Source organism: Candidatus Eisenbacteria bacterium, from assembly GCA_005893305.1.
Classification (GTDB): domain Bacteria; phylum Eisenbacteria; class RBG-16-71-46; order SZUA-252; family SZUA-252; genus WS-9.
In genome coordinates, this window is the sequence record VBOZ01000009.1 from 55,303 (window position 1) to 71,911 (window position 16,609).

Annotated in this window: 15 protein-coding genes; 6 read left to right on the forward strand and 9 right to left on the reverse strand. The window is 65.2% G+C overall.

Going from position 1 to position 16,609, the window contains the following annotated elements; translation table 11 throughout:
• Positions 1-1,408: 1,408 nt before the first annotated feature.
• From E6K79_02710 to E6K79_02750, 9 genes are all read right to left on the reverse strand, one after another.
• The gene (locus tag E6K79_02710) at positions 1,409-2,143 is read right to left on the reverse strand and encodes a porin family protein (GenBank protein ID TMQ66281.1); all 735 of its coding nucleotides are present in this window, start codon (positions 2,141-2,143) and stop codon (positions 1,409-1,411) included.
• Complete coding sequence (locus E6K79_02715; protein ID TMQ66282.1) at positions 2,091-2,774, reverse strand: OmpA family protein; 684 nt, start codon at positions 2,772-2,774, stop codon at positions 2,091-2,093. The genes E6K79_02710 and E6K79_02715 overlap by 53 nt, the downstream gene beginning before the upstream one ends.
• Positions 2,775-2,835: 61 nt before the next feature.
• Positions 2,836-4,083, reverse strand: a complete 1,248-nt coding sequence (locus E6K79_02720; protein ID TMQ66283.1) for an FtsX-like permease family protein — start codon at positions 4,081-4,083, stop codon at positions 2,836-2,838.
• Between the two features lie 20 nt (positions 4,084-4,103).
• Positions 4,104-5,339, reverse strand: coding sequence for an ABC transporter permease (locus E6K79_02725; protein TMQ66284.1), 1,236 nt, complete (start codon positions 5,337-5,339; stop codon positions 4,104-4,106).
• The gene (locus tag E6K79_02730) at positions 5,323-6,600 is read right to left on the reverse strand and encodes an efflux RND transporter periplasmic adaptor subunit (protein TMQ66285.1); all 1,278 of its coding nucleotides are present in this window, start codon (positions 6,598-6,600) and stop codon (positions 5,323-5,325) included. The genes E6K79_02725 and E6K79_02730 overlap by 17 nt, the downstream gene beginning before the upstream one ends.
• Before the next feature lie 195 nt (positions 6,601-6,795).
• A complete protein-coding gene (locus E6K79_02735; protein TMQ66286.1) occupies positions 6,796-8,295 on the reverse strand; it encodes a hypothetical protein in 1,500 nt (499 codons plus the stop codon).
• A 64-nt stretch (positions 8,296-8,359) separates the two neighbouring features.
• Complete coding sequence (locus E6K79_02740; GenBank protein ID TMQ66287.1) at positions 8,360-8,665, reverse strand: hypothetical protein; 306 nt, start codon at positions 8,663-8,665, stop codon at positions 8,360-8,362.
• A 235-nt stretch (positions 8,666-8,900) separates the two neighbouring features.
• The gene (locus E6K79_02745) at positions 8,901-10,283 is read right to left on the reverse strand and encodes a hypothetical protein (protein TMQ66288.1); all 1,383 of its coding nucleotides are present in this window, start codon (positions 10,281-10,283) and stop codon (positions 8,901-8,903) included.
• Positions 10,284-10,337: 54 nt separating this feature from the next.
• Positions 10,338-10,706 carry a VOC family protein gene (locus E6K79_02750; GenBank protein ID TMQ66289.1) on the reverse strand — a complete coding sequence of 123 codons (369 nt, stop codon included), beginning with the start codon at positions 10,704-10,706 and terminating at the stop codon, positions 10,338-10,340.
• 285 nt (positions 10,707-10,991) lie between these two features.
• On the opposite strand from E6K79_02750, the gene E6K79_02755 reads away from it, so the two are divergent.
• The 6 genes from E6K79_02755 to E6K79_02780 all read left to right on the forward strand — a co-directional run bounded on the left by E6K79_02755 (position 10,992) and on the right by E6K79_02780 (position 16,590).
• Positions 10,992-11,330: a hypothetical protein gene (locus E6K79_02755; protein TMQ66290.1), complete on the forward strand. Its 339-nt coding sequence runs from the start codon at positions 10,992-10,994 to the stop codon at positions 11,328-11,330.
• A gap of 90 nt (positions 11,331-11,420) precedes the next feature.
• Positions 11,421-12,125 carry a TetR/AcrR family transcriptional regulator gene (locus E6K79_02760; GenBank protein ID TMQ66291.1) on the forward strand — a complete coding sequence of 235 codons (705 nt, stop codon included), beginning with the start codon at positions 11,421-11,423 and terminating at the stop codon, positions 12,123-12,125.
• Complete coding sequence (locus E6K79_02765) at positions 12,122-13,450, forward strand: TolC family protein (GenBank protein TMQ66292.1); 1,329 nt, start codon at positions 12,122-12,124, stop codon at positions 13,448-13,450. Before E6K79_02760 ends, E6K79_02765 begins: the two co-directional genes overlap by 4 nt.
• 2 nt (positions 13,451-13,452) lie before the next feature.
• Positions 13,453-14,388, forward strand: a complete 936-nt coding sequence (locus tag E6K79_02770) for an efflux RND transporter periplasmic adaptor subunit (protein ID TMQ66293.1) — start codon at positions 13,453-13,455, stop codon at positions 14,386-14,388.
• Complete coding sequence (locus tag E6K79_02775; GenBank protein TMQ66294.1) at positions 14,385-15,401, forward strand: ATP-binding cassette domain-containing protein; 1,017 nt, start codon at positions 14,385-14,387, stop codon at positions 15,399-15,401. Before E6K79_02770 ends, E6K79_02775 begins: the two co-directional genes overlap by 4 nt.
• A gap of 46 nt (positions 15,402-15,447) precedes the next feature.
• Positions 15,448-16,590: an ABC transporter permease gene (locus E6K79_02780; protein TMQ66295.1), complete on the forward strand. Its 1,143-nt coding sequence runs from the start codon at positions 15,448-15,450 to the stop codon at positions 16,588-16,590.
• Positions 16,591-16,609: the final 19 nt, after the last annotated feature.

Below are 16,609 nucleotides of genomic sequence, written 5' to 3' on the forward strand. Positions count from 1 at the left end.
GGCATCGTCGGCTCGGGCACTGAGGCGCAGGAGCCGCTCCGCCTCGTCATACCGCTTCTGCCCGAGGCGGACCTCCGCGAGATTCGTGTAAGCGCGGAAGTCCTGACAGCGAGTGATCGCATAGGTCCAAAGAGACTCCGAATCGCGCCAGACCGGCAGGCTCTCCCGAGTCCGAGCCAGGAACGCGACGAGCGGCACCAAGGTGAGAGCGACCAGGGCGACGGCCCTCAGGCGTGGCCGGCCGACACGGCCGCTCAAGCCAACAATACCCGCGGCCAGGAGCCAGCAGAATCCAAGGGAGGGCGCGTAGAGGTACCGGTCCGCCATGTACGTGACGAGGGGAAAGGCGAGCGCCGGCAACAGAGTGACGAAGATCCACGCGGCGCCCAGGAAGGCCGTCCGGTTCCGGAATCGAAGGGCGATCCAAGCCGCCGCGGGGAGAAACGCCAGGCCGGCCATGGATACGAATACCGTGGCGAGGTCCTTGCCCAATACGGGCGCGTCGTAGTCCGGGCTCCCACGCAGAACCCCAAGGAGGAGCCCCAGGTAATTCCACACGGCGTGCCCTTTGACCATCGCGTAGCTGAGCGCATCCCGCGCGTAGGGCGCGGTCGCCTTGGCCTGCGCGAGGGTATTCCGCCACACAAGAAATAGACCCACGAGCGCGTATGGGATCTTGCTCGCGAGGTCTTTGACCCAGGGGTTTCGCGGCTCCCCTTCCGCCTTGAAGCGATCCAGGGACAACAGGAAGAGTGGAAGAGTGGCGATGCTCACCTTGGAGAGAAGGCCCAGGGCAAAGCAGACGATCGATGCCGCGTAGGAGGGCCGTCGGATCTGGGCCCCGCTCGAGGCGCGAAGGTAAAAGTACACCGTCAGGAGAGCGAACGTAGTCGAGAGGAGGTCTTTCCGGATCGAGATCCACGCGACGGCTTCGACGTGCGAAGGATGCACGGCGAAGAGGAGCGCGGCGAGAAAGGCGACGACCGAGCTGCCCAGCATGCGCTTCACGACGAACATCGCCAGCGCGGCGTTCAGAGCGTGGAGAACGATCGATTGAAGGTGATAGCCCGTCGGGTTGAGCCCCCACAGACTGTAGTCCACCATGTACGACACGAGGTGCAGGGGGAGGAAGTTCGAGTAGTAAGGCTCCGTGAAGATGTGCGCCAGATTCGCGCTCGACCACGCACGAATCCACGGATTGCTCAGGACATAGACGTTGTCGTCCCAGTTCAGGAATTGAAAGGAGAGCGCCGGAATGTACGTGGCGATCGCCGCGATCGCCACGATGAAGGGCGCCGCGAGACCCCAACCCACCGTCCGACGACGCCAGGGCGGGCGCGGGACCGTGGTCCGCTTAGTACCGGAACGGGTCAAGTCAGACGGCGTAGGCGGCTACAGCGGACTCGATCTAGAAGTACCAGTTTAGGCCCATGGTGAAGTTGAAGTAATTCACCGAGAAATCGGTGTTCACCTTGGCGTGCGCGTAGTCGAATTGCGGACCGAGCGCGAACTTATGACCCAATCTCCACTCGTAGCCGGTCCCGACGAGGAAGCCGAACCCGTCGTCAGATACCGAGGTCGTGACGCCACCACCTTGATCGACGCTGTAATCGGCGGTTCCGACCCCGACGCCACCCCGGACGAAGAAGCCCGTCGCGCCTGGATAGTAGGTCAGCGCGGGGCCGCCGAAGCTGAACGTCCAGGTTTCGTTGTCCACGCTCTTCGTCCACAGGTTGCCCTCGAGGCCCGCGGCAACCTGGGGTGAGAAGGCGTAGCCGACCCGGAAGTTCCCGCCGAATCCACCCTCGCGGTTGCTGTCCAAGCCGGTGGCGCTGATCCCCGCGCTACCTCCGCCCACATTGAATCCGAGGACCATGCCGTCGCGCTCGTGTGGATAGCTTCCGGCGCTGGCCCCCGTCGCCGAGAGAAGGGTCAAGAGCGCGACCGAGAGCGAGACTGCTAGCGTACGTGCGAGCATCGTCACCTCCGCGTGTCTGGATGGGCTGGACTCCGCGACCACATCACGCCCGGATGCTTGGCCGGGCACCGTTTGGAAAGGTACGACGAATCGGACGGCGCGGGAAGGTCTCTCAGGGCGCTGAGGCCTGGCGTTTTGCCTCCGCCTGCCACGCCTCGCTCGCATAGATCGCTACCTCGACGCGGCGATTCTTGCGGCGCCCGGAATCCGTATCGTTCGTTGCGACCGGCTCGTCCTCGCCGAGCCCCCGGGTCGCGATGCGACGCGTGACTCCCTGGGAGTGCAGGTATCGGGCCGCGGAATTGGCGCGGCGCTCCGAGAGGTCCTGATTGTACGCGCGGGTTCCCACGTTGTCCGTGTGGCCGACGATCATCAGATCCGACTTGTCGTACTTATCCAGGCTTCTCGCGAGCGTATTCAGGTTGGTCCGCGCGTCACCCCGAACGACGTCGGAGTCGAACTCGAACATCAGCCCGGACGCGAACGTGATCTGGATCCCCTCGCCCACGCGCTCGACGACGGCTCCCGGGATGTTCTGCTTGAGCTCCTGCGCCTGCTTGTCCATCTGATGCCCGATGATCCCGCCGGCCACGCCGCCCACGACGGCCCCGATGATCGCGCCCCGCGCGGTCGATCCCGTCTGCTTTCCGATGACGCCGCCCGCGGCGCCGCCGGCGGCGGCTCCGATGATCGCGCCCTTCTGCTCCTTGGTCAGCGACGAGCATCCGGCCGCGCCCGTAACGACGAGGGCGGCTACGGACGCCCTGAGAATCGCAGAATTCAGGTGGTTTCCCATAATCCCTCCATGAGATGAGAGATCGGGATTATCGCGGGTGCGCGGGATTCAGCGCAACCCTCTACTCGTAGCGCAGCGCGTCGATGGGGTGCAGTCGGGAGGCGCGGATCGCGGGCAGGAGACCGAAGACGATCCCCACGGCGGAGCAGAACACCAACCCGATCACGGCCCATTGCATCGGCACGTTCACGTCGAAGTGGGCGAAGAGGGCCACGAGGTTCCCCAGCCCGAATCCCACGATCACGCCGATCACGCCGCCGATATTACAGAGGATCACGGCTTCCAGGAGGAACTGCGTCAGGATCGTGATGCCCTTGGCCCCGATCGCCTTCCGAATCCCGATCTCACGCGTCCGCTCGGTCACGGCCACCAGCATGATGTTCATGATGCCGATGCCCGCCACGAGCAGCGCGATGATCCCGATAACGAAGGCCGCGATCTTCACGCTCATGCTCATCTCATTGAATCGCGTGATCAAGCTTTCGCTGTTGAAGAACTCGAAGTTATCGACCTCGTTGGGCTTGACGCCCCGCTCGCTCCGCAGCACCTGGCGCGTCTGCTCGATCGCATCCCCGATCAGCTGCGGGGTTTTGGCCCGCACCGTGATGTTGACGGAGCGGGAGAACCCGTTTCGATCCGTGAGCCCGTAGGTCTTGATGAACGTCGAAACCGGAATCAGGACGTAGTTGTCATAGCCCGCCCCGAATGCCGACTTCTTCTCGTCGAATACGCCCACGACCTCGTACTTGCGCTTGTCGACCCGGATCATCTTTCCGATGGGATCCACGAAGGGGAAGAACTTCTTCCCCAGCGCGTAGCCGATGACGGCCACGTTGCGCGCGCTCATGACGTCGATCGGCGAGATGTTCCGCCCGAGTCCGACGTAATGGGTATTGTTCTGGGGATACTCGGGTGTCCCGCCGCAGATGGAGACGTTCGGATTCGTCGATTCACCGTTGTACTCCACGACGAACCCGAAGTCCCAGAGCTCGGACCCCACCAGGTCCGCGGATTCGACGTGTTCCCGGATCGCGGCGGCGTCCTTCAGCGTGAGCGGGGGCCGGCGCATGGCCCGACGGCGATCCGCGTCCGAACCGAATCCGCCCGCGGGCCACTTCTGGACCTGGAACGTCTGGGCGCCCAGGACGCTCATTTCCTTCTCCATTGTCGACTGGACGACGGATATCGCGGTCATCACGGCGATGATCGACGCCACCCCCGCGACGATTCCCACGAGCGTGAGGATGGACCTCAGCCTGTTGCTGAGGAGGGTCCCCATCGACATGTGGAGCGTGTCACGCAGGCGCATGAAGGCTCCCTCCCCGCGAGTCACTCATACCGGAGCGCTTCGATCGGATCGAGCTTGGCGCCCCGATAGGCGGGCGCCACGCCGGCGACGATTCCGACTCCCATCGACACCGTGACCGCGACGATCACGATGGGCCACGAAACCGTCGCGGGCATCAGCACGGCGTTGATGACCGCGGTCAATATCGACGCCAAGACGATTCCGATCACTCCCCCGAGAAGGCAGATGGTGCACGACTCCATCAGGAACTGGGAGAGGATCACGCGCTTGGTCGCGCCGATGGCTTTCCGCACCCCGATTTCCCGCGTCCGCTCCGTGACGGAGACGAACATGATGTTCATCACGCCCACGGCGCCGACAAAGAGCGAGATGCTGGTTACGATGAGCCCCACCACAAGCACCACGCCCATCAGGTTGCTGAACGTGCCCACGAGGGTGTCCAGCTTGTTGATCGAGAAGTTGTCGGGCTGAACCGGACGCAGCCTGCGGATCTTTCGCATCTCCCCGATGACTTCGTACTCGGTATCCTTCAAGGTCTCCTGGCGGGGCGCCTTCACCGCCACGTTGACGTCCTGCCCGCGGCCGCCTCCGAAAGCGCCCACGAAGGAAGTGATCGGGACGAAGATCTGCCGATCGAAGTTCGGGCCTCCCATGAAACTTCCCCCCTGCTTCTCCATGACGCCGATGACGCGGAACAGGGTCCGGCCGACCTTCAGGGATTTGTTGAGGGGGTTCGTGGATCCGAACAGGGCGTCCTTCACGTCCGTTCCGATGACGCAAACGTACTTCTTGTATCGAACGTCGTACGACTGTAGAAATCGTCCGGTCTGCGGTACGGCGCTCGACAGGATCGTCTGCTTTTCGGTGGTGCCGATGACTGGCACTCCCTCCATGGTCTCGGCCTGGTACTTCGCGTCCTGCCGCCCCTCCATGGTGGGATTGACGACGGCCCGGCCGCGCATGTTCTTCTCCAGCTCGCGCGCTTCGCGGAGATCGAGCGGCGGGCGATTGCGAAACTGGAAGAAGTCATTCATGACGATCCAAGGCATGCGCGATACGTAGAGCACGTCCGTGCCGATGGAGGAGAAGCTCTCGCGGAATCTGTTCTGCAGACCGTTCACCGCCGTCATCGTCAGGACGACGGCGACGATGCCGATGATGATTCCCAGCGTGGTCAGGGCGCCGCGCGCTTTCCGGGCGCGGATGGCCGCGATGGCGACGTGAAACGACTCTCTTAGATCAACCGCCAGCTTCACTCGCCTGCGCCCCCTTGCCCGACTTTGGCTCCTTGCCGACGGTCACCACCGCTCCGTTCTGCAGGTCCTTGGAAATCGCGCGGTAGCTCCCCGTGACGACGACCTCGCCTTCCTTCAATCCGTCCACGATCTCGATCAGCGCGTCGCTCTGGATGCCGGTCTTGACCTGCTTCGCGACGGCCTTTCCCCCCACGACGGTGAATACGATCTCCACGAACCCATCCTTGTCGGGCTTGTAGCGCTTCTCCGCGTCCTTCCGCTTTTCACCCTTCATGGTCAGCTGATCCACCGTCCTGGCCGCGACCGTCTGGAGGGGGACGCTGAGCGCGTTGTCTTGAGTCTTGGTGACGATCTCGGCGCTGGCGGTCATGCCGGGCCGCAGGGTCTTGGGCGGATCGATGATGCTGATCTTGATCTCGAATTCGGTCTTCTGCTCGGCGGTGCCCTGGCCCGCGACGTTCGCGCTGTTGGAGATCTCGGAGACGACGCCCGTCAGCGGCTTGTCGAGCATCGCGTCGACCTCGATCTCGGCCTTCTGGCCGGCCGCGATCGAGACGATGTCGTTCTCGTCGACGTTCACCTGGGCTTCCATCTCCGAGAGATCGGCGACGATCATGATCACGTCCTTCTGGAATTGCGAGCCGAGCGCGATCTCGCCCTGCTCTTTGTTCAGGGCGCAGACCGTGCCCGACATCGGGGCGTAGATGGTCGTCTTGGACAGATCGTCGCGGGCCTGCTTCAACGAAGCCTTGGCCTGCTCGACCTGATCGGTCGCGGACTTGTAGCGCGCCACTTCAACCTGATACTCAGCCTGCTTAGCCTCGAAGGCGGACTGCGATTCCAATCCTGTGGCCAAGAGCTCCTTCGATCGCGCGAACTCCTTCTCGGTCCGGTTCATGTTCTCGCGGACGAGCGTCGCGTTCGCCTGCGCCGAGCTCACGTTCGCCTCGCCGCTCTCGACGGCCGCCACGTAGCGCTCGCGGGCCAATGCCACGAGGAGGGCGCCCTTCTCCACCCACTGCCCTTCCTTGACGGGCAGCTTGATGATCTTGGCGCTCACGTCCGCGCTGATCTCGACCTGGGTCTTCGGTTGGATCTTCCCGGTGGCGCTCACCTTCTGCACGATCTTCTGTCGATCGACCTTGGCCGTCTGAACTGCAAGGGTCTTGTCGCCGCGGCCACGGAACGCCGCGAGCGCGATGACGACGCCCACGACGACGACGGCGGCCCCGATCCAATAGTGCTTTTTCTTCAGTGCCATTGCCCAGCTGCCTCCAGTTACTTCGGGGTCAAAGTGTTACGCGCTACTCCGATCCACGACACGAATACGGCGCGAGAGGTTAAAAGGTTACCACTCTCGGGCGAAATGTGGGGAGATCGAACGGGCGCGGGGCCTGCGACCAGGCGTAGCTTCAACCAATTGTCCAAATGAGATTTACTGGGCGCCGCGTGCCTGCTAGGGCAGGGTCGGTGAGGCGCTCACGTATGAATAGGCCGCCCTGAGGATTCGGACCGCGTCCGGGTCACGGAGGAAGTAGAGCGGGAACGTGAGGTGCGCCATGCGGCCGACGGAGCGGTTCGGGTCGAATGTCTGCGCCGAACCCTGTCCGAGACCGTGCGCCTGCACCTGGACCCCGACCACCGTGCCCTCCCGTGGTGAGGGCTTTCCATCCTCGTTGATGCCAACGTTCACACCGTGATAGAGGAGGACCGGCTGGGCGATCGGCTGTGAGGGATTCTCGGGCTTGAAAACCGCGGGCGCGTTCGGCTCGCAGCCGAAGTTCTGCGCCATGATCAGGCCGTCCACCTGGGGCAGGCCGGGCGAGCTGTTGCTGTTCGGATCGCCGGAACCCGGATATGTGATCCACTTGGCCCCGCTTCCGAGCGGGCCCCGATCGACGAGCGCCGAGTCGTAGCCGGACGCAATGCCCGCGGTGGTTGGAATCGCGGCGACGAAGTCGCGGGCCCCGAGCGTGCGAAGGCCGTCCCAGTTTGCCCGCGCGCCATCAACCCCCATGAAGTTCCTGGAAAAGTATGTGAGGTTGTAGGCCTCTCCGGGCCCGAGACCGGCGCATATGCCGTTTGTGGCGTTCCCATAGAGAATGGTCAACGGCCTGCTGACGTTGCTGCCGATCGCGAACCCGGTCAGGATGAGAGTCCCTCCCCCGCGGAGGTAGGCCGCGAGGGAGCTCTGTGTGTTCTCGAATAGAGTCTTGTGAAGTCCCGTCGGAATGGGTCCATTATTGAAATCTACGTTCCATATCACCGTTGAGTACCTGGACAATTCGTTCAGCGGGGGCGGCTTTCTCCCCTCCACGTCACCCTGGCCGGCCAGATAGGTGTCCCATTCCGTGAAGGGGACACGCAGGTTCGGGAGCAATGTGAGGGTCCACCAGCTCGTCTCTTCCTCATCGGAGGGGAAATTCCCGACTCTACTGGGGGTGCTGCCTGGACCGAGCGAATCATCGACGTAGAGAATCTCCCGAGCTGCGCCGGGATCCTTGAAGGTCGGATGCACGACGAGGATCGGAATCGCCGCGTTCGTCACGAGACCCACGTCGTCGATCACCTTGATGAACAGGGTGTGTCCACCCGAGTAGAGCTGGCCGGGCGTGAGCGTCGTGCCGGTGGCGAATGGATTCGGGTTGGGCAGGTGAGTCGTGTCATCGAGGGCGTAGGCGTACCCGACCACGACCCCGCCGTAGGAATCGCTGCTTGCCGACCAGGAGAAGTAGATTGTCTCCCCCTCCAAAACCTGAATCGCGTCCCTGGGAACGTCGATCGGGCCGGATGCGTTGATGGATCGGTTCAGCACGCTGCAAAAGATCGTTAGCCTCGGCCCGAGACCGACCACGGGCGGGCTCGCCGGGGCGACCGTAAAATGGCGAATGTTCGTCACGAACTTCAATGGCTTCTCGATCGCGCCGGCCCCGTCGATCGCGCGCTCCACGAACACGTACTCGCCGGGCCCCACATTCGAAAAGCGCTTCCCACTCGCCCGAATGCCGACCCACCTCCAGTCATCGTACGGAGCGGGAAGCGTCCTTCGCCGTGGTCGATTTCCACTCGGTGATTGGAAGCGCGGTGTCCGCGTCGACGGAGAAGTAGAACTTCACCACCTCTCCGTCGCGATCAAACCCATTCCAATAAAGTTGAACGTGGACCGACGTGGTGTCGTTTTCGACCGGCGCATAGGTCAGCTCGGTCTCGGGATCCAACGACGCGGGTTTCAGAGGGGGCTTCACGGAATTGGCGCAGCCGGCAAGGTACGCCGCACCCAGGGTGATCACGAGCGCCAAGGCTAATAGAGCGATCCGACGCGGCATGATGTCGATTTCGCCTTCCCCTGCCCGGAGACGTTCTTACGCCAAGCTGCCGGCGAGCAACCAGCCTACGATGGAGTGTTTCGGGGACCATCCTTGGAGGACATCGGGGAGGATACCGCCAGGCCGAATGAGGCGTCTACCGAAATGCGAAGGCCCCGACAGCTCAAGCTACCGGGGCCCCGTCATCGAATCCGCTTGCCCCCGCGCCTACGTCTGCGGCGGGCCGCTACTCGCGCTAGCGCGAGGTGGCGTCGGGCTTGTCCGCGTAGAGATCGACGTCGTCGATGTCATCCAGTCGGAGCAGGTCGTCCTGGAGCGGCGCCGAGCCTCGTGAGAGCGTCGTGAGGGCGAGATCTTCGGCCGGGGGCAGATCTTCGAGGAACACGAACGCCGCGCCGGCAACGAAGCGCGGGAGCGCCTCGCGTACGTAATGCCCGGACGATCCCGCCGAGCGCCGGGCCTCGAGAACCTGGACCAGCGTCGTGGCATCGCCGCACACCGACTTCCAGCGAGTCTCGACATCCCTCGCGCGATTCGGATCCGCCGATCGAACGGTCTCCGATACGAGGGAGTAGGACGCCGGATCGCCCTCCGGCTGATACGAGGTCCACACGACGCGGGCCGATGTCGACCGGTCGACGTGCCGGCGCGCGATGGTGGCTCCGCTCCGGATGGCGATCACCTCGTAGTCGACGCCGACCGTCACGTCGCGAACGCGGGCGACCACCTCGATCGGAACGTCCACCCAGTGCGCCGACTCATGCCCGTCGGCGTCCCGAGCCATCACGCGCCGGCAGACGGTGTCCTTGAACAGATTGAGCCGCGTCGAGGACTTGACCGCGCCGATGGAGCCCCAGACCACGCGGTTGGCGCCCATCTCGTTGCCGAGGCGAACCGCTTCCTCGCGCGTCACGTCCTCGAGCTCGGAGAGCGTCATGGTGCGCTCGATCGCGTCGCCGCCCAGAATGCGCGTGAACCGGGCCGCCGGGGGCGCGAGACCCTGGACCAGATTGTCCCGCCACGCCTGCGCGACCTGGATCCCTAGGGAGGGCTCGGCGGAGCGGGCGCGGAACGGCACAACGGCCACGCTGGTGAGCGCCTGACCGAGAGCCTTGTCCGCGCGCTTCGCCACGTCGCGATAGTCGCTGACATAGAGCTCGGCCTCGGTGAATTCGGAGTATGCCCTCTTGGGACGGCCCGAATCGGCGGCTTCCCTGCCGCGCTGGAAATGCGTGCGGGCGGCCATCTGGCGCAGGGTGCGCTCCTCGGCCGGCCATTCGGCGCCCATGGGGATGGTCGCGTACCGCGAAGCGTTCTCGCGGAATTCGGTCAGATCCAGGACCTGCGCCGCCGCCTTCAAGCTGTCGGTTTCGGCGAGCGAATGAATGCGCCGCTGCCATTCTTGGGCGATCGCGGTGCCGGCCGCGGTCGCGGCGGCGCGGGAACGCGGGTTGCCGGGTTCCTTGTCGAGCGCACGGGTCGCGAGCTGCCAGGCGCGCCAGGCGTCGCCGCCGGCGAGCTTCTGTTCGCTCTTCTCCGTGAGCTTGGACGGACCAGAACAGCTGTTGATCAGAATTGGAATCGCCAGCAGGAACGGCGCGAGTCTTCGCAGCATCATAGGGGCCCCCCTTCGTCCAACCAATATCGGCAGGGGACCAGGGAAACATGAGATCTAATCCCGCGGCTCGAACAGCTCAACTACGTTGCCCACGCCATCTTCGGCGAGGATCTGGGAGCCTCCGGGGCCCGACAGCAAGGTGTTCCGGAACGTGACGCCGGCCGCCTTGAGCTCCTCGACGCGGGTCGTCAGATCCTCCACGATCACGACCGCGCGATTCCAGCCGCCGGGCTCGGGCTTCCGGCCGTCCGGCATGGGCTTCGCCGCGGACGTCTGGGGTCCGCTCAGCCACACGGACACCCCATCGAGCTCCACTTCCGCGAAGGCCGGACCCCACTGCTTGACCAGCTCGAAACCGAGAAGCCCCACGTAGAAAGACTTCGCCCGCTCCACGTCCCTTACGAGATACCGAAACGCGATCATTCGAGTGCCTCTCCTCCTCCGCGCTCGACAGAAATTTCCGTAGCTCCGGTTGCGATTCAGCATAATGCGCTCGCGATGGGAATTCGAGAGTGTGTCGGTCGCAGATCGCGTCTCCGGATCCTGACGCTCGCGTCCTTCCTCGCGATTGTCGTGGCGCTCATTTCAGGATGCGGGCGCGGTGCGGGGCCGCCGAGTACGGCGCATGAGATCGGGACGCGGCGCGGGTGGAATGTGACCCTCGGGGAGCCTTGCGCCGACACGCTTCCGGCCCCGCAGAGCGTTGTCATGCCGGCGGTGGAACGAACGTTCGCGGCCGAGCAGTGGCGCATTCAGAAGAAGGATCCGCGGAACGGCGTCGTCGTCACCGAGTGGAAACCCATCCAGCACGCCTTGGTCAGGCTCGTCGCCGGCAAGATCGAGGCGCGGTGCGCCGTGATCGTTCGGCCGCTGAACGCTGATCGAACGATTGTCGTCTTCCAAGCGGGCCTCGCGTCCCGGAAGAGCATCGCGCACAACCCGGCGTTCGGTCTCGCGAAGGGCGCATCTCAAAAGGCATCGCGAAACTGGCAGGAGAAGCTCCGAGCGGACCTGATTCGCCATCACGCGTTGAGCGCGCCAAACTAGTGCACTGCAACTAATTGTTACCGAATATGTTATACGCTCGAAACTTTCCAGGACGATTCTGGATGACTTTGGACGTTTTCCTGCTTAAAAATGAGTGAGTACTTACTAATCTCTGCCCGGCTGCGTTCATCGGAGACCGCCATCGTGACCACCAAGACGAAGGCTGGAAAGTCGCCTCGGCCCGGACGAAGGCCCAGGCTCAAGGCTCGCGATCGCCGGTCCCAGATCGTGGCCGCGGCGCTCGAGGTGGTCGCGGAGCATGGCTTCCACGGCACTTCGACGCGCGAGCTGGCCCGCCGTGCCGGCGTGAGCGAGGCGCTCGTCTTCCGGCACTTCCCCACGAAAGAGGATCTCATCCGAGCCATCCTCGCCGACGTCGGTTTCGAGGAGCGCATCCAGTTCATGGAGTCGCACTTAGTCCACATGCCGCCCCGCCAGGCCCTGCAAGCGATCGCGGAGCATCTGCTGACCAACCTTCGCGAGCGCCCGGACCTGTTTCGGGTCGTCTTCTTCGGAATCATGGAGACGCCCCACCTCGCGCGGGAGTTCTACCAGAAGTTTCTCTCGCGCCTACTCGCGCTCGAGACGCGCCTCTTCGAGCGCGCGTTCGCGGAGAGAAAGGATCTCCTTCCCGCGGCCGGCGTGAACCCGGCGATCGTCGCGCGCTCCTTTCACGGTTCTTTGATGTTCTACAACCTGGCCGGGGCGATCGTGCGGGTCGAGCCCCTGCCCTCCAATCCGCGCGCAACGGCCGAAGCGATCGTGAACATCTACCTGCCTGAGGTCCCGAAATGAAGCCCCATGGACTGTTCCTGGCGTTGAGCATCGCCCTCGCGACGCCGTCGTCGGCCCAAACGCTCGACGAGTGCGTTGCGCTGGCGCGCCGGCACGCGCCCGCCATCCGCGTCGCGAACGCGGACGTCTCGCGCGCCGAGCACGGCATTCGCGAGGCCCGCGCCGCCCTCGCCCCCACGCTTCGGCTCGGCGCGAGCTACGTTCGGAACAACGAAGCGCCAAAGACCGTGTTCCCCAACCCCGTCACGGGGTCGACCACGGTCGTGCGTGTCGGCAGCGCCGGCGCCCTGGACGTGCGAACCGACGCGCAGCTCACCCTCTATTCCGGAGGGCGAAACGGCGCACTGGTGAGCGCGGCCGAGGCGTCGCGCTCGGGCGAGCTGCACGGGAGGCAGCAGGCGGACGCGGATCTCGTGCTGCGGGTCTCCCAGGCCTTCTACCGCGTCATCGCCGCCGGGCGGCTGGAGGATGCTGCCGACGACGCCTTGGCCTCGGCCGAGGCCCACCGCCGGACGAGCGCCGCCCGGGTCCGGGCCGGCGCGGCTCCTCGCCTTGACTCGCTCCAAGCCCACGTCGATCTGGCGGCGCGCACCACCGCCAAGGTGAAGGCGAGCGAGGCGGTCCATCTCGCGCGCGTCGACCTCGAGACGGCGATCGGGGTCCCGCTCGACCCGGCTGAGCGGTTGGTCGAGCCTGGCACGCCGGCGCTCGATACGCCCGCGGACTCCGCTACCGCCGAGCAAGCCCTCAGGGCGCGCCCCGAGCTGGCCGCCTACGACGAAGCGATCCGCGAGAACGCGCATCGCGCGCGCGCCGCGCGGGCGGCCCGCAGCCCCCTGGTCAACTTGAACGCCGCGGCGGAATACCTGGGACCCAATCGCGACGACTCCTATTGGGAGCTCGATGAGCCCGGGCTCAAGACGTACAAGCTCTACGCCGGGATCGGGGTCAGCATGCCGATCCTGGACGGCGGGCTCACGAGCGCCCGCGCCGGAGCGTTGGAAGCGACAGGCCAAGGCCTTCTCGCCCACCGCCAGGAGGCGGAGCTGGAGATCCGGCGCGAGGTGAGCCGCGCGCTTTCCGATCTTCGCGTCGCGCTCACGGTCTGGCAGTCGGACAGCAGCCGGGTCGCCGCGGCGCGTGAAGCTCTGCGGACCGCGGAGGCGGGCTACAAGGGCGGCTCCTCGACGGCCACCGACGTGCGCGACGCCGAGTCGGCCCTCGCCGACGCCCGCGCCGAGGAAGCGCTATCGCTCATGGATTGCTGGATTGCACGCGCGTCGCTCGATCACGCGACGGGCGCCACAGTGAAGAAAGGAAATTGACGATGGTGGAGAGCAAGCGCTCGGGCGTTCCGGTCGGAGTGCGGGTGGTCGTGCTGACGCTCGTGATCGGGACCATTACGTATTTCGTGTGGCGGAGCGCGACACGGACCGAGGGCTACACCGGAGGCGACGTCACGACGACCGGAACCATCGACGCGATCCACGTCCAGCTTGGGTACAAGGTCGGCGGACGGTTGGCGAGCATCCCCGTCACGGAAGGCGACAACGTTCAGCCCGGGCAGCTCGTCGGTCGGATGGAAACGGACGATCTCGATGTCCAGGTGCAGGCGGCCCGCGCGACGCTGGAGGGAGCGAGGGCGTCCCTCGCGCAAGCCCGCGCCGGCCTCGACAAGGCGGCGCGCGACCTGGAGCGCCAGCGAGAGCTTCTGAGCAGCGACGCGACCACGCAGCAGCAGATGGACGCCGCGAAGGCCGGCGCGGACATGGCCACGGCCCAAGTGCGCGCCGGGGACGCTCAGGTGCGCCAGGCCGAGAGCGCCCTCGCGCAGGCCGAGCTCCAGCGATCGTACGCGGAGCTACGCGCGCCCTCGGCGGGCCAGGTCTCGGAGGTGATCCACCGTCCTGGAGAGATGGTCATGGTCGGAACGCCGGTCCTGGCCCTGGCGCAGGTCGACACCGTGAAGGTGCGCGCGGCGGTGGACGAGACGCGAATCGGAGCCATTCGAATCGGGGACGGCGTGCGCGTGAAGGTCTACACGTTCGACCGGAGGGAATTCTTGGGAGAGGTGACGGAGATTCAGCCGGCGGGCGATTTCGCGACGCGGAAGGACTGGGGCGCGGAGCGCCGCGACATCCGCACGTTCACCGTCATCGCCCGGATGCCGAACCCGGAACACTTGCTCAAGGACGGCATGACGGCCGAGGTCACGATCACGGTGAGCCCGGACGTCAAGCGGATGGCGGGGGCTCGACGGTGAATCGGCAAGCGGGAAACGGCAAGCCCCCGGCGATCGTCGTGGAGCACCTGACGAAAAGGTTCGGAGAATTCGTCGCGGATGACGATCTCAATTTCACCGTGGCGCAGGGCGAGATCTTCGGGATCCTCGGACCCAACGGTGCCGGGAAGAGCACGCTCATTCGCATGCTCGACACGTTGATCACCCCGACATCGGGCATCGCCCGCGTCATGGGACATGACGTCGCCAAAGAGACGGCGGCGGTGCGGCAGGAGATCGGCGTGATATCGCAGGCGAATACCGTGGACCAGGACCTCTCCGCGTGGGAGAGCCTCGACATCTACGGCAAGTTCTACAGCCTGCCGCGAAAGGTGCGCCGGCAGCGCGCGACCGAGCTCTTAGAGGCGGTCGGACTCACGGAGTGGAAGGATCGGCCGGCCGGCACGTACTCGGGCGGGATGCGGCGACGGCTCGAGATCGCGCGCGGCCTCATCCACCGGCCCCATGTCTTCATTCTCGACGAGCCGACGACGGGCCTCGATCCGCAGAGCCGTCGCGTCATCTGGGAGCTCCTCGAGGGCCTGCGCTCCCAGGGGGACCTCACCATTCTCCTCTGCACGCACTACATGGATGAGGCGGACCGGCTCTGCGACCGTCTCGCCATCATCGACCACGGGAAGATCGTCGCGTTGGGGACGCCTCGGGAGCTCAAGTCGAGCGTCCCCGGTCAGGACATCCTCACGGTGCAATTCTTTAAGGAAGTCAGCGACGAGCTGCTCGCGGCGCTCAAGGGGCTCCCCAACGTAAGGGACGCCGGACGGGAGGAGGCCCACACCGCGCGCGTGATTCTCGGGGGCGACGTGGTCCCTCTCGAGGCGATCGCGGAAGTCTCTCGGGCCCACGGCGACAAGGTGAAGAACATGTCGCTCCTGGAGCCGACGCTCGAGGACGTCTTCCTCCACTACACGGGTCGAGGGCTGCGGGACGCGGCGACGCAGGAATACACCTACGCCGTACCGACGATGATGCGATGACCGCCGCCGGCGCGGACCCGCGGCGAGACTCGTAGGGAGAATCGAAATGTTCGAATTCAAACCGAGCCGAATGCTCGCCGTGGCCGAGCGGGACCTGCGGCGATTCCGAAGAAACAGCGCGTTTCTCGTCCCCATGGTCCTGATGCCCATCACCTATCTCGTGATCCTGGGCAAGGTGATGGGTGGAGATCTGCACGACCTCCCGGTCGCGATCGTGGATCAGGACCGCGGCTCCTCCGCGGTGGTGGTCCGCGACAGGCTCCGCACGCTCGAGCAGAGCCGGGAGCTATTCCGCCTCTCGGACGAGCTCGATCCGAGCACCGCCGTCGCGAAGCTCCGGCAAGGGCACTACCGCGCCGTGGTCATCCTACCTCCGGAATTCAGCGCGGACGTGTCCAAGGGGACACGGGCATCGCTCGGGATCGTGGTGGACAACACCGACAACACCACCGCGAACGTGATCGAGGCCGAGCTGCGCCGCGCGTTTGGCGGCCCCGGCTACGGCGGCCCCTCGAACGCCGGGACCGAGCTCGCCGCGATCCCCGGGATCCAGGTCGAGCGGGTCGATGTCTACGGGCACCGGGACTTCATGCAGTACCTCGTGCCCGGCGTCATCGCTCTCTCGCTCTTCTTTGTCGCCATGCTGGCCGGAGGGATCATCCTCGTGGACGACCGCGCCCGCGGGATCCACGAAGGCTACTTCGTCACGCCTCTCTCCGCGCTCGACGTGATCGGCGGGCTCACCCTATCGGCGGTCACGCTCTCGATGATCATCGGCACCGTCGTCCTGAGCTCCTCGATCCTCATCGCGCAGTTGCACCTTCTGGGGGGATTCCGAACCATCGCCCTGGCGGGGGCGGCGCTCTTCCTGCTTGCCTTGGGCCTCATTCTCTTCGTCTTCACGCTGATGGCGCGTGTGTCGAATCCGCTGATGCCTCGCGCGCTCTTCGGAATTCTGAACGTCGTCACCTTCTTCCCCAGCGGCGCGCTCTATCCGACGGAGAGCTATCCCCAATGGCTCAGCGCGCTCTCGGCGATCTTCCCGATGCGCTACGCCGTGAACGCGCTCCGGAATCTCCTGCTAAAGGGGGTCGGTCTCCATGCGGTCTTGCCCGATTTCGCGGCGATGGCCATCTTCGCGATGATCATGCTGGCACTGGCGTCGCTTCTCTTCAAGCGAACGCTCTGAGGCGGAGGAGGATCTGGAG